General features: G+C 68.0%; 8 protein-coding genes. All 8 read right to left on the bottom strand.

Features of this window, described 5'->3' with window-relative positions:
* Positions 1-498 (bottom strand): YajQ family cyclic di-GMP-binding protein, encoded by a 498-nt coding sequence (locus F8D48_RS08485; protein WP_151431214.1) that lies wholly within the window; start codon positions 496-498, stop codon positions 1-3.
* Positions 499-571: 73 nt separating this feature from the next.
* Positions 572-1,666 carry a helix-turn-helix domain-containing protein gene (locus F8D48_RS08480; protein WP_151431212.1) on the bottom strand — a complete coding sequence of 365 codons (1,095 nt, stop codon included), beginning with the start codon at positions 1,664-1,666 and terminating at the stop codon, positions 572-574.
* A 49-nt stretch (positions 1,667-1,715) separates the two neighbouring features.
* On the bottom strand, positions 1,716-4,391 hold the full coding sequence (locus F8D48_RS08475; protein WP_151431210.1) for an FtsK/SpoIIIE family DNA translocase: 2,676 nt from the start codon (positions 4,389-4,391) through the stop codon (positions 1,716-1,718).
* A gap of 6 nt (positions 4,392-4,397) precedes the next feature.
* Positions 4,398-6,302, bottom strand: coding sequence for a ribonuclease J (locus tag F8D48_RS08470; protein ID WP_151431208.1), 1,905 nt, complete (start codon positions 6,300-6,302; stop codon positions 4,398-4,400).
* Between the two features lie 87 nt (positions 6,303-6,389).
* Positions 6,390-7,292 carry a 4-hydroxy-tetrahydrodipicolinate synthase gene (dapA, locus tag F8D48_RS08465; RefSeq protein WP_151431206.1) on the bottom strand — a complete coding sequence of 301 codons (903 nt, stop codon included), beginning with the start codon at positions 7,290-7,292 and terminating at the stop codon, positions 6,390-6,392.
* Between the two features lie 226 nt (positions 7,293-7,518).
* Positions 7,519-12,969 (bottom strand): DUF11 domain-containing protein, encoded by a 5,451-nt coding sequence (locus tag F8D48_RS08460; RefSeq protein ID WP_151431204.1) that lies wholly within the window; start codon positions 12,967-12,969, stop codon positions 7,519-7,521.
* Positions 12,970-13,194: 225 nt separating this feature from the next.
* Positions 13,195-13,968 carry a 4-hydroxy-tetrahydrodipicolinate reductase gene (dapB, locus tag F8D48_RS08455; protein ID WP_151431202.1) on the bottom strand — a complete coding sequence of 258 codons (774 nt, stop codon included), beginning with the start codon at positions 13,966-13,968 and terminating at the stop codon, positions 13,195-13,197.
* 138 nt (positions 13,969-14,106) lie between these two features.
* Positions 14,107-14,436, bottom strand: a 330-nt coding sequence (locus tag F8D48_RS11675; RefSeq protein ID WP_205717365.1) for a hypothetical protein, incomplete at its 5' end; no start/stop codon positions are given.

Below are 14,436 nucleotides of genomic sequence, written 5' to 3'. Positions count from 1 at the left end.
CTAGCGGTAGTTCACGTACTGGAGCGGCTGGCCGTAGTCCTGGCCCTTCAAAAAGGCGATGACCTCCTGGAGAGTGTCGCGGGAGGGGGAGCTCACGCGCAGCTTGTCGCCCTCGATGGTGACCTTGCACTTGAGCTTCTGGGCCTTGATGTCCTTGTTGATCTTGCCGGCGGTCTCCTTGTCGATGCCGTTGACCACGGTGGCCATGCGACGCACCGAGCCACCCGTGGCGGCCTGGGCATCGCCCCACTGCACGGCGGTCAGGTCGATGCCGCGCTTGATGAGCTTGCTGCCGATGACATCGATGACCTGCGAGGCCACGAAATCGGCCGGGGCGGCCACGGTGATGGTGCCGCCGCTCTTGTCCAGGCTGATCTCGGCGCCGGAGTCCTTCAGGTCGTAGCGCTGGGAGAGCTCCTTCTTGGCCTGCTGGAAGGCGTTGTCCACCTCCTGCATGTCCACGGTGGATACGACGTCGAAGCTGGATTCTTTGGCCATGGGGGCCTCGCTTTCTGATCGATTCGGAAAAGGTGAAACAAAGAACGGGTCGGGGCGATGCGCGCGGGGCGGGCTAGTTGCCCGTGCTGCCTGCGTCGCCGTCCGCGCTGTCGCCATCGGTGGAGTCGCCGGAGCCGGAGGCGCCCTGATCGCCCGACCCGTGCGCATCGCTGTCGGGCTCGGCGCCCTGGTCCCCTTCATCGGTCGAGCCGCTGCCCACGCCGTTGGCGCGCTTCCAGGCGGACAGTACCTCCTCGAAGTCGACGGTGTAGGTGTACACGCCGCTCTTGGCCTCGGTGGGCTCCACCTTCTCGCCGTCCACGGTGATCTCCACCTCGTCGGGATTGCCGGAGACGACGAACTTCAGCTTGCCGGTGACGTCGTACTCCTGGTTCTTGGGACCGGTCACATCGCCAGCCTCCACGGTCTTGCCGTCCTGGATGACCTCGATGTACATCTCGGCGCCGTCGGCCACCTTGTAGGCGAACTTGGCGCTCGTGGGAGCTACGGGGGTGGTGACCGGCGCCGTGGGCTGCTGGCCTGCGGCATCCGAGCCTCCCGTGGTGCCCTGGGGGGTCGGCATGCCGGAGATGGGCACCGTGGGGGTATCCTCGGCCGGAGCGTCCTTGCCGCCGAAGGCCAGGAGGATGACGAGCACGAGCAGGCCCACGATGATGGCTCCCACCACGATGAGCGGCAGCATGGAGCCGAGATTGGCGGCGATGCCCGGGGCCTGGCGCCCTTGGACGAGGTTGGTGTAGGCCGGTTGGGGCGCGGCGCCCCGGCTGCTCCGGGAGGGGCGGCCGTTCGGGCGGCTCCCCCGCTCCCGCTGGCCATCGCGGCTCGATCGGGCGCGCCCCTCGGAGCGCTCGCTTGAGCGGGAGCGCTCGCTTCGGCCGCCCATGGGGCGTCGGCCGGTCTCGAACTGCTGGGCCTCCTCGCGGTAGAGGCGCGTGATCTCGGCGGGGTTCAGCCCCACGAGACGGGCGTAGGCGCCCACCATGTTGGAGGTGTAGCCCCGCGGGGGCATACGGGCGAAGTCGCCCTCCTCGATGGCCCGGAGGATGTCCGGGCGGATGCGCAGCTTGCGGGCCGCGGTGGACAGGTCGAGCCCCTTGCGCTCGCGGGCGCTCCTGAGCGTGTCTCCAAAGGAAATCTGTCTCGCCACGGTCGTAACTCCTCTATGTCATGGACGGCGGCCGCCGGGGCCGGGTCGTCTAATCCTCGTCGTTGGCCTCGAAGGCCTTCAGGGTCTCGAGCTCCATTGCATCCACGAGCACCTCCCGGGGGCGGCTTCCGTTGGCCGGCCCCACGATGCCCTTTTCTTCTAGCTGATCCATTATACGACCAGCGCGGGCATATCCGACCTTCAGGCGGCGCTGGAGATTGGAAGTTGAGCCCAAATCGCTTGAAACCACCACATCCGCGGCTTCCCACAGCAGCGGATCATCGGCCTCGGAGCCGCCGTCGCCGGCTGGCGAGGAGTCGCCGAGGGTCACCACGTTGGTCTTCAGGATCTCGGAATGGTACTCCGGCTCTCCCTGGGCCTTCAAGTGCGCCACGACGGCGGCGATCTCCTCGTCGGGAATCCAGGGGCCCTGGACGCGCACGGGCTTGGGATACTCCGGCTTGGCGATGAGCAGGTCGCCCCGGCCGATGAGGTTCTCGGCGCCGGTGGAGTCCAGGATGACGCGGGAGTCGATGCCGGAAGCCACGGTGAGGCCGATGCGGCAGGTGATGTTCGCCTTGATGAGGCCCGTGACCACGTTGGTGGAGGGGCGCTGCGTGGCGATGATGAGGTGGATGCCGGCCGCGCGGGCCAGCTGGGCGATGCGGCTGATGGAGAACTCCACCTCCTTGCCGACGTTCATCATGAGGTCGGCAAGCTCGTCGATGACGATGACGATGTAGGGGATGGGCTCGCCGTAGGGATTCTCGGGCGCCTCTTCCCCGCTCTGTTCGGCCGCCTCGGCGGCGTCTGCGGCCGCACGGGCCTTCTCGTTGAAGGAGATGATGTTGCGCACGCCGCACTTCGAGAACATCTTGAGACGGCGCTCCATCTCGGCCACGGCCCAGGACAGGGCGCTCGAGGCCTCGCGGCACTCCGTGACCACGGGCACGTAAAGATGGGGAATACCCTCGTAGGGGGCGAATTCCACGCGCTTGGGGTCCACCATGATGAAGCGCACCTCGGCCGGGGTCGCCCGCATGAGGATGGACATGATCATGGAGTTCACTTCCACCGACTTGCCCGAACCGGTGGTGCCGGCGATGAGCACGTGGGGCATCTTGGCCAGGTCGTGCACGATGGCGTGGCCCTCGACGTCCTCGCCGATGGCCACCTGCAGGGGCCCGGGCTCGGCGGCAGCCAGCACCTCGGGCAGATACACCATCTGGCGCACCCGGTTGGGCACCTCGATGCCTACGTAGTTGGTGCCGGGAATGGGGGCGAAAATGCGCACGCCCGGGGCGGCCAGGGCCAGGGCGATGTCGTCGGTGAGGTTGGTGACCTTGCTCACGCGCACGCCCGAGGGCAGATCCACCTTGAACAGGGTGACCGTGGGGCCCTCCACCCAGCCGACGACGCTCGCGAGCACGCCGAAGTCCTCCAGGGTGCCCTGAAGCTCGGCGGCCACCTCCCGCAGCTCCTCTTCCGTGGAGCCGCGGCGCTTGCCGTCGCCGGTGGACAGCAGGTCCATGGAGGGCAGCTGGAAGCCGTCCTTCGATACGGGGGGCGCCGGCTTCGGGGCGGCCTTGGGCTTCGCCTTGGCTGCGCGCTTGCGGGGATTGGCCGTAGGCGCCGGCGCCGTGGCCTCGGCCGCGCGGGCCTCCTCGGCCGCTTTGCGGCCGAGCTTGCGGGTCATGGGGCGCGCCGGCTCCTCGGCGGAGATGGCCCCGATGGCGGCGGTCTGGCGCGGATCGGGGGCGGCGATGTTCACGGTGCGACCCGCAGAGCCTCCCCTCCCCTCGCCGCCGAGCTGGCGCGTGAGGGCCGCCCCGTCCACGGCCGCCGCGCCCGGGGCGGCCTCGGCGGGAGCCGACTGGCGCTCGGCGATGGCTCGGCTGCGGGGGCGGCGGGGCTGTTCCTCCATGGCCAGGCGCGAGGTGACGGCGGCCGGCCGCACCACGGTGGCATCGGGGGGCTGGGGCACCTCGCCAAAGGCTCCGCCGAAGTTGTGGCGCACGAGGTGGCCGCCGCGCTTCACGGCGCCGAACAGCCCCTCGGGCAGGTAGGGCTCCCGGCCTGCCAGATCCGCCTCGTGGCGGGCGCGCACCTTCTCGATGAAGGCCGACACGGAGAACCCGATGACGATGACGCCGGCCACGGCCAGGCCCAAAAGCAGGATGGCGGAGATGATGCCGCCGAACAGGGTGAGTCCCACCCAGGCCAGGGCCGCCCCCACGTAGCCGCCGTGGGCGACGAGGTTTCCGTAGTCGAACAGGGCCTCGGGGCCGGTGTTGCCCACGGGGGTGAACAGGGCGATGATCCCGAGCAGCGCCACCAGGATGAGCCCGAGGCCCACGGTGATGCGCAAGGACATGCGCTCGGTCTCCTTGCGGTAGAGCACGGTGCCGCCCACGGCCACGAGGAAGAAGGGCATGATGTAGCAGCCCGCGCCGAAGACGAGGTGGAGCGACTCGGACAGCAGGGCCGTGACGATGGCGCCGGTGGGGGCCACGGCAGCGATGAACAGCACGATGCCGAGCAGGATGAAGCCCACGCCCACCATGTCGCGGCGGGTGCGGTCGTCCAGGATGCGCGGCGCGGGCTCGACCGACCGGCTGCGGGCAGCTGCCGAGAGCGGGCGGCGGGTGCCGTCCTTGGAGACGGCCTCGCTCGCCTTCTTGCGCGACGGGGATGCCTTCGGGGGTTGCTGCGAGTGACGGGCCATGGAAGCCTAAACCTCCAGGATGTTCACGACCACCATGGGACGCTGCTTGGTGCGGTCCCACAGAAGCGACATGAGGCTGTCGCGCGCGGCCTTGCGCAGCTCCTTCGCGCCGCCGTCCTTCCCCAGGCACTTGCGCAGGGCGCCGGCCACCGTGGAGGAGGCTTCGCGGGCCAGGTAGTAGTCGTCGCCGCCGGTGATGCCGTGCATGGACACCTGCACCTCGCCCACGACCTGCTTGCGCTTCACGTCCACGGCCGCGGCCACGCTGGCGAAGCCCTGGTTGCCGAGGGTATTGCGCTCGTCGAGTACGTCCTGGGAGGTGTCGCCCACCGACAGCCCGTCCACGTACACGATGCCCGAGGGCACGCCCTCGCCGCGTTCGATGCCCGCCGCCGACAGCTCCAGGGAATCGCCGTTCTCCAGGATGTAGATGTTGTCGGCGTCCACGCCCGTGGCCTCGGCCAGCTTGGCGTGGGCCCGCAGGTGGGTGGCCTCGCCATGGACCGGCATGAAGGCCTTGGGCTTCACGAGGGTGAGCATGATCTTGAGCTCCTCGGCCCCCGCGTGGCCCGACACGTGGACCCGCGCCCGGCTCTTGTCGTACACGTCGGCGCCGATCTTGGCCAGGGAGTTGATGACCCGGGTGACCGCCTTCTCGTTGCCGGGCACCGGCGTGGCCGAGATGATGACGGTGTCGCCCTCTTCGATCTCGATGGTCTTGTGCTCGCCGTTGGCGATGCGGCCCAGGGCGCTTAAGGGCTCGCCCTGGCTGCCGGTGCACATGATGACCACCTGGTCGGAGGGGATGCCCTTCAGATCGTAGGCGTCGATGAGGTTGTCATCGGAGATCTTCAAATATCCCAGGCGTCGGGCGATGTCGGTGTTCTGGATCATGGAGCGGCCCGTGACCACCACCTTGCGGCCGTTCTTCACCGCGGCGTCGCAGATCTGCTGCATGCGGTGGATATGGCTCGCGAAGGAGGCGATGATGACGCGGCCCGGGGCCTGGGAGATGATCTGCTCCAGGGTCTTGCCCACCTCGGCCTCGCTCGGCGTGAAGTTCGGGTTCATGGCGCCCGTGGAGTCGCTCATCATGAGGTCGACGCCCTTCTCGGAGAAGCGCGTGATGGCGGCGAAGTCGGTGGTGACCCCGTCGATGGGGGTCTGGTCGAGCTTGAAGTCGCCGGTGTGCAGCACGTTGCCGGCCGGGCTCTGGATGAAGAGGCCCACCGCACCGGGGATGGAGTGGTTCACGGCGAAGAAGTCCACCTTGAAGCAGCCGAGCTTGATTTCCTCGCCGGACTTGATCTCGATGAGACGGGCGTTCTTCACCTTGTGCTCGGCGAACTTGCCCTCGATGAGGCCCAAGGTGAGCTTCGTGGCGTAGATGTTCACCGTGCGGTCGAGGTCCTTCAGCAGATAGGGCAGCGTGCCCGTGTGGTCCTCGTGGCCGTGGGTGATGATGATGCCGCGCAGCTTGTCGGCGTTCTCCAGCACGTAGGTGTAGTCGGGCAGGATGAGGTCCACGCCCGGATGATCGTCGTCGGGGAACATCAGCCCCGCGTCATCGAGGATCATGTCGTCGCCGCACTCGAAGGCAGTCATGTTCTTGCCGATGGCGTCCAGGCCGCCCAGCGGGATGATGCGCAGCTTGGCATTGGGGTCCTTCGAAGCCTTCGAGCCCCGGCGGCGGCGCGGGCGCTCGCCGTTCTGCGAGGAGCCCTCGGCTCCCTCGCCGCGGGAGAGCTGGGGGCGCTTGCGCTCGAGGTTCACGCGCTTGAAAGAGGTATTGTTCTTGCGGCCCCCGCGGTTGCGGTTGCCCTTGCCGTTCGAGCCGCCTGCGCTATCGGTGCCGCCCTCCTTGGCGGCGCGGGGCTTCTCGTTTTTCGTCTCTTGGTTTTCCTTGGTCATGAAGTTCCTTGTCGTTCGGGGATATGTCTGCAAAAACGCCGACCCGCCCGTGGCGGACCGGCGTTCACGGTTCCAGCAGGGGCCCACCTAGGCCAGCACGCCCACCTCGCTCATGATGGCGGCCAGGGTCGCGGACTGCTCGGGGGTGGCGTCCACGAGCGGCAGGCGCACGCCGCCGACGGGGAAGCCGATGAGCTTCAGGGCCTCTTTCACGAGAATGGGGTTCGCCGTGGCGAAGAGGCCGGTCATGAGCGGCAGCAGGGCCTCGTTGGCCGCCTCGGCCGCCTCCCAGTCGCCAGCCGCGGCCGCCTCCACGATCTCCTTCATGCGCGCGGGGGCCACATTGCCGATGGTGGAGATGACGCCCGCGCCGCCCAGGCGCATGATGTCCAGGGTGGCGGAGTCGTCGCCGGAGTACACGTCGAAGTCGGCCGGGGCGCCGTCGATGATGGTCCTCACCTGGTCGAGGTTGCCCGAGGCCTCCTTGATGGCCACGATGTTGTCGCAGTCGCGGGCCAGGCGCAGGGTGGTCTCGGCCTCCATGTTGATGGAGCAGCGTCCGGGGATGTTGTACAGGATGATGGGCATATCCGTGGAGTCAGCGATGGTCTTGAAGTGGCGGTACAGGCCCTCCTGGGGCGGCTTGTTGTAGTAGGGAACCACGCACATGAAGCCGTCGACGCCGAGCTGGCCGGCATCCTGGGCGAAGGACACCGTGTCGGCGGTACAGTTGTCGCCCACGTTCGCAATGACGGGCACCCGGCCGGCCACGGCACTTACCACGGCGCGGAACAGCTCGAGCTTCTGGGGGTAGAACACCGTGGGGCTCTCGCCGGTGGTGCCGTTCACGATGATGGCGTCCACGCCGCCGTCCACGAGGCGGCAGGCCAGCTCCTGGGCCCGATCCAGGTCGAGCTCGAGGTTCTCATCGAAGGGGGTGACCATGGCCGGGATGAGGCGGCCGAAGCGAGGGTTGCGGGTGCTTTCCATCGGTGTTTCTCCTTAGGCGAATGCCGGGGCGCGGGCCCCTGCCAATCAACTCGCTGGCTATTATGCCACTGATGTTCGCCTCGGAGGACCCGGGCTCGCGGAAGTTCGCCAAACGCACAAGGAGGGCGGCCTTGGGGCTGCCCTCCTTGCGGGAGTGGTGCAGATGAGCCTCTACCTTATGGGCGGACGATCGGGAATGGGGATGCCCGTCGCGAAGGCCCCTCCCCTACCACTGGCCGGTGTGCCGGTCGCGGCGCTCGCGCCGCCGGCGCACCGCCACCGCAACGAGAACGGCAAGCGCGGCCGCGGCGGCCAGCGCCAGGGCGACGGCCGCGCCGAGCAGCTGGTCGCCGGTCTGGGCCAGCTTGATGCGGGTCTTGGAATCGCCCTTGCCGGCACCGGCGCCGTCGCCCCCGTCGTCCTGCTCGTCGGCCGGCTTGATGCCGCCCTTGGAATCGGTGCCGGGGGTGTAGGCCGGCGCATCGGCGTTGTCCACGCCGGGGCTATCCTTCAAGAAGGCGTCCCAGCCCTCGGAGGGCACGAAGGGCTCGCCCGGGGTCGGGCGTTCGGCACCGGGCGACACGCTGTCCACATCCACGCCGGCCGGGGTCTTGCCGTGGGCGCTCGCTACGTTGCCAATGTCGGCCCCGACAGCCTCCTCGGTCACCTCGCACTCGAAGGTGAGCACGGCGGTGCGGCCGCCGGCCAGGTCGCCGACTGTGACGGCCAGCGTGCGGGTGGCCGGGTCGTAGGCGGCGTCGGGCACGTCCACGGTGGATCCGTCGGGTGCGGTGAGCCTTATGGTGCCCGCCAGCGGCTCCAGGCCCTGCGGCAACACGTCGCGGATGACCGCGCCGTACCACATGGAGTGCGGCTTGGAGTTCGACAGCGTCACGGTGTAGCGGATCGCGTCGCCCACGGCGGTGGTGCCGTCGCCGCGCGTGAGGTTCTCGGCCGTCTTCGTCAGCTTGATGTCGGCTTCGGCGCCGTCTGTGCCCTCGATGCTCGGAGAGGCCGGCAGCACCGGCGGCATGTCCTTGTCGGTGGTAGGCGGGGTGCTGACGAGCTCATCCTCCAGCTCGGGCCAGGGCTTGGTGGGTACGAAGGGGGTCCCAGGCTTGGGCTTCTCCCCTGGTTCGGCGGGCTCACCGGGCACGAGGGGGCCGTCCGGGTTGTCGGGGTCGGGCACCATGGGATGCTCACGGTCCCACTCGTCAGTGGGCGTCTCGCCCAGCGTGCCGCCCTCGATGACGGGCTCGGTGGGTCGACCGCCCTCGGTACCGGGCTTGTCCGGGTCGTCGGGATCGGCCGGGTTGTCCGGGTCGCGGGTGTCCGGTGTCGAGAGCACCTCCACATCGAAGGTGAGCTTGGCGCTCTCGCCGCCGTAGAGGTCGCCGGCGTTCACCGCGATGGTGCCGGTCTTGGGGTCGTAGGCCGAATCGGGTACCGGGTAGGTGTTGCCCTCGGCGTCGGTCAGCACGATGGTGCCGGGCTTGGGCTCCATGCCCTCGGGCAGCGTCGCCTTGATGACGGCATTGGCGAGCTTGGAGTCCGGCTCGGTGTTCGTGGAGGTCACGGTCACCTGGAGCACGTCGCCCACGAGGAAGCGATCGTCATCGTGGTCCTCCCCCTTCTCCTTGGGCTCCACCTTCACGGTGGTCACGATATGGCCGGCGGCCGGGTCCTTCGGCAGCACCGGGGTGGGCTCGGGCTTGGGGAACGCTCCGGTCTCCGGATCGGGGTCGCCGTCTCCGACGATCTCGATGTCGGCGGCGGGGTCGAGGGGCTTCGGATCCGTCGGGGTCTCGCCGGGCTTCAGTTCGCCCTCGGGCTTGCCGAAGCTGCCGGCGCCCTCGGGCTCGTTGGTCAGCTCGGGCAGCTTCCCGTCCTCGCCGGGGCGGTCTCCCAGGCCCTGGTCCTCCCCTACCGTGGCCTGGAAGCGCACTGAGGTGGACTGGCCGCCATAGACGGTGCCGATGCCCTTGGTGAGCGTGGGGGCGACGTAGGTGAAGCCGTTGGCGCCCGTTGCCGTGGGCGACACCTCGCTCCAGCCGAGGCCGTCCCAGTCGAAGCCCCGATAGAAAGCCGCGGTTCCCAGATTATATCGATCGGAGTGGGTGGCGTAGTTCGGCGCGATCTCAACCGACCGTGAGTTGAAGGAGAGCTTCTGGTCGATGGCGTCCTTCAGCTCGGCAGCCTGCCAGGCAGAGCCCGGCGTCAGGTTCAGGCCCGTGACCGTGTACTCCAGCACATCTCCGGGGCGCGGCGGCGTGTCGGCGCGGTCGTCTGCGGCCCGTGTGGCGGCGAAGGAGGCCGCGTTGCCCGAGGCTACGGCCTCAAGGGCACGGGACACAAGGGCGCAGGCAGGTTCGCCGGCGGCCTCGCCGAGGGCCGTCAGGTTGCGCCAGGTGAGACGGATCTGGATCTTCGGGCGAATGGAGGGATCGGGCGTCACGTTCACCGTGAGGATGTACTTGATGCCCGTGAACAGGGCGTTGGCCTTCTGCTCCAGGGTGATGACCGAGGTGCCGCAGGAATTCACCACGACCTGAAGCTTTCCGTCCTCGTCGATCACCGGGTTCCCGTCGCTGTCGCGCAGAAGATCCACGACGGCCGTGTTGGACACGGAGAAGGAGCCCGGTGCCGACGAGTTGGACGTGAGGGCCATCTTGAAGAAATCGTCCAGTTCGGCGTCCTTCTGGTGGAAGTCGCCGTAGCTCACGGTGATGGTCTTGCGCACCACCTGCATCTTGCCCGTGGGGTTGTCCGGGTCGGTGCCGCCGGGGCCGGGCGCGGGATCGGGCGAGTCCTCGATCTCCACCTTGTCCGGGTCTTCGGGTGTGACGCCGCCCTCGGGCTTCACGGGAATGATGGGCGTGGGCTGGGTGGCCTCGTTCTGCGGGTTGTCCTCGGTGCCCTCCACGTAGTTCTTGTCGGGCACGTAGCGCACCGTCACCTCGTGGGTATTGCTGGCCGCATCGGATGCCAGGGCATCGAGGGCCCCGTCCAAATTGGAGGGATCGAGGTAGTACACCACGCGCGTGGTTTCGCGGCCTTCGTCGCCCGGGACAACCTCGATGGTCGAGCCGAGGACGCTCGCGCCCTCGGCGTCCTTGAAGCTCACCTTCCCGGCACCGGCTTTGAAGGCGTCGGCGGGCAGCACGATGGGCTCGCCGACTGGTTTGCCGTCGATCATTACCTGGAACGAGCCCGTGGGCGCCTTGCACGTGGTGGCCGTGCCCTTGGCCGAGCGAATATCGAAGGCCAGGCGCAGGCGGTTGCCCGGTTCCGCGTCGGTCTCCTTCACCACCTCGTAGGAGGAGCCGTCGTTCGCAAGGCGCACCCAGGCGGCTCCGTTGTCCTCGGAGATCTTCAGCACGGCGGGCACGGGAATGATCTCGCACCAGCCGTAGGCACGGTGGCCATAGTAGCTCTCCACGTACTCCTTGTCGGAGGAGTACTGCGTGGAGGTCATGGTGAAGCGGGTGAGGCCCGTATCGGTGGGCATGTCGTCAGACTGCACCTCGGCGCCGAGCTTGCCCTCCTTCGCGTCGTAGAGCTGGCACAGGTAGCTGATCTGATCCCAGATGGGCTTGTTGTCGTCACCGCCGGAATTGATGGAGTTGTCGGCCGAGAGTTCCTTCACCTGGTAGGGCAAGCCGTCGTAGGACTTCTTCACGACAGGCACCTTCACCAGGCCGTTCTCGTCTACATCGTCCTTGTACTTCTTCTGCTCGTAGGAGCTGAGGACGTCATAGGCCACCGTAGCCTCGCCGGTGCCGCCGTCCTTTTGCTCGAAGAAGTCATCCTGCAAGTCGAAGAACACGTAGCGCTTGAGGTTGGTCTCGCCGCCGGTAGAGCCCGCCGGCCGATAGAGGGGCTCGACGGGTACGGGTTTGCCGTCCGGGCCCTCATAGGAAAGCTGCACGGTCACCTGCTGATCTGCCTGCTTGGGCGTGAGCCACAAGTACAGATTGCCGTTGTTGAACTGGGCCGGCGCACCGTAGCCCACCTCCTCGCCGCCCACGAGCAGGTTCCACGAGGTGATGGTGCGGTCGAGGTCGGGGTTCGGGTTAGTGGGATCGAGGGCCTTCAGATCAGCGGTCAGGTTGATGGTGATGGGCACCACCTGCTCGTCCTTGATGGGGGCGATCGTGCCGTCGTCGGCCTCGGTGAACGAGCCGTAGGCGATGCCATCGAAACGGTAGTTGCCATCGGCGCGCTTGCCCACATAGACGGAGCCGCCGGAGACAATGACCGTAGCCGCCATGGTGGAGTCGGTGTGTCCGCTCGAGCTGGTCTGGGTGCCGGCACCGCCGATGTCGTTGCCCCAGGGATCGCCGAGGTTTGTGCCACCGGAGGGAATCATGGTTCCACCGGTGATGAGGATGGTGTAGTCGCGGTTATCGCAGTACTTGCGATCACCGTAGCAGCCTCGGCCGAAGCCGTTGCCGTCCTTGCCGCCGTTTGATTCGATGTAGCCGCCGTTGATGCGGATGTTGCCGGTGCCGCCCGGATGGGCGGACTGGACAAGGCCCGCGACGACCGCCGTGGTGCCGCTGTTCCACCCGCCGCCGAAGCCGGCGCCATGGTAGGAAGCGTTGGAGGTGATCCAGCCGCCGTTGACGGTGATCCACTCGGTGGGCGATGTGCCTGCCGCGTTCTTGCCGCCGCCGATACCGGCGCCACCTCCGCTGCCGCTATTCGGCCCCACGCCGTTGGTCACCTGGATGCGGCCGCCGTTGAAAGTCATGGAGCCGCCGTCCTCGCGATACGCGCCGCCCAGGGCTGCGCCGTCTCCACCGCCGTGCACGACGAGTGTTCCGCGATTGGGGCTGTCGAGCAAAGTGAGGTAGTCGCCCGTGCTCACCCGTTCTGCGCCCGTATTGTCAATATACTTCGTTCCTGCGGGGATTTGACCCTGAGCCGGGGTGATGGGCTTGCCGTCGACGTCGATGTTGGGCACCGCATCGTCTATGGAGAGCACGGCCCCGGTTCCGCAATGGATGCCGGGGTAGTTGACGTTGGTGCTCGTAAAGGAGTTGGTCTTGCCGTCGGCCAGAATAAGATGAGCCTCGCCGCCAGCCTTGATATCAAAGGCGCAGCCCGCAGACACCGTGATGCCGTCGAGGGTCATATGGGCCTTCACGCCAGCGGGCACCACGAGGCCGACCGTGGTACTGCTGCCCGAGATGGTGAAGGGCTTATCGGTGTTGATGGTGAGCAGATTGCTCGCCAGGGTGAAGTCGCTCGCTTGAATGCCCTCGCCTACCATGGTGAACCCGCCGAGGGTCACGGTGTTGCTCTGGGCCGCAGGCTCGCCCTCTGAGGCGGCCGCTGCGCTCGCAGGAGCCGCCTCAGCGCCATCGGAGCCAACGGCACGTCCGAGATACTGGGTTCCCAGGCTCGCCGCATGGGCGGCGCCCTCGGGAGTGCCCCCGTCGGTAACATCGGACCCGCCGGCGGCGGGCTCGCCTGCGCCCGCATCGGAAACGGCGGCGTCGAAGGTACTGTCGGAGCCTACCTCGGTCTTAGAACCGAGGGGGGGGGTAGCGCTTTTTTCCTCGTCTGCGAAGGCGGTGAGTGCCGTGGTCGGCATCATGAGCCCGCAGGCGAGCACGGCCGCCATGGCCCCGCGGAGGAGTCGGTGCTGGTGCGTCTTTCTCATGTCAGTCATCTCCTGGCTCTCTCTGGGTTCAGCGCCCGGGCAGCCCCGTGGTCGAACCGTGGCGCATTCGTTGCCAAGTTGTAGATAACCGATGATTATATACTCATATCGAGGTTGGGAAAAGCATGAGTTTCGCCCTCGGCAAAAGATAAGCCGCCCGAAGGCAGGTGGCCTTTCGGGCGGCCCGGTCTATCGGCAGCGAGGGCGCTGTCGGCCGCTGAATTTGAGCGACGGCTAGTCCATGAAGGTTTCCAGGCCCACGATGAGCCCCTCGCGCTCCCCCACGCTGCGGATGCCCAGAAGCACGCCGGGCATGTAGGAGGTGCGGTCCCACGAGTCGTGGCGGATGGTCAGCGTCTGGCCGAGGGAGCCGAAGATGACCTCCTGGGAGGCCACATAGCCCATGGAGCGCACGGCGTGAACCGGCACGCCGTCCACGAGCGCCCCGCGGGCGCCCTCGGCTCCAGGCATCTCGGTCTCGCGTCCGGGGGCGGCGCTGACGCGCGGGCTGCGCGCCTCGGCGATCATCTGCGCTGTGCGCACGGCCGTGCCCGAGGGGGCATCCTTCTTGTTGCAGTGGTGGAACTCGATGACTTCGGCCTCGGGAAAGTAGGGCGCGGCGGCGCGGGCGAACTCCATCATGAGCACGGCTCCGGTGGTGAAGTTCGGCGCGTAGAACAGGCAGGTACCATCTGCGGCGCTGGCGGCCAGCTCCTCTAAGGTGGCGGTGGCCAGGCCCGTGGTGCCCACGACGCAGTCCACGCCCCGTGGCAGCGCCACGGCCAGGTTTGCGGCAACGACGGCGGGCTGCGTGAAGTCCACGAGCACGTCGGCCTCCACGGCATCGAGGGCTTCGGTCACGGTGGCGAACACGGGGAAGGCATCTGCCTTGCCGCTGGCATGAGGGTCGATGCCGCAGACGATCTCCACGTCCTCGGCGGCGGTGACGGCATCCACGACGGCGCTTCCCATGCGTCCGGCGCATCCGGCGACGGCGACTCGTATCATAGCGGTTCCTCCTTCTTGTCGGCCAATGGCCCCATTGTAGCGAAACGGGGGAGCCGCGTTAAGCGACTCCCCCGCTATCGGATGCCCGTCGTGCGGCGGTTGGCCCCTCCTTGGCGGAAGGGAAACCAACTGCAGGGTTTACCAGCGGCTGGTTCCGTCCCCAGTCCAGCGGCGGCGCCGGGCGACGAGGGCGATGAGAACCGCGCCGGCGGCGAGGGCCGCGAGCGCCAGGGGGACAGCGGCGGCCAGCAGGGCGTCCCCGGTCTGGGCGAGACGGATGCGGGTCTTGCCGGAATCGGAGCCGTCGTCGTCGGAGGGATCGGCCGGCACCACGCCGCCTTTGGCGTCGGTGCCCGGGGCGTAGGCGGGCGCGTCGGCGTTGTCCACGCCGGGGTGGCCCTCCAGGAACGCGTCCCAGCCCTCGGAGGGGCTGAAGGGCTCGCCGGGGGCTGGGACGCGTTCCTGGAG

The organism is Adlercreutzia muris, assembly GCF_008831045.1.
GTDB classification, from domain to species: Bacteria; Actinomycetota; Coriobacteriia; order Coriobacteriales; family Eggerthellaceae; genus Adlercreutzia; species Adlercreutzia muris.
This window is presented reverse-complemented; position numbering and strand designations above follow the sequence as displayed.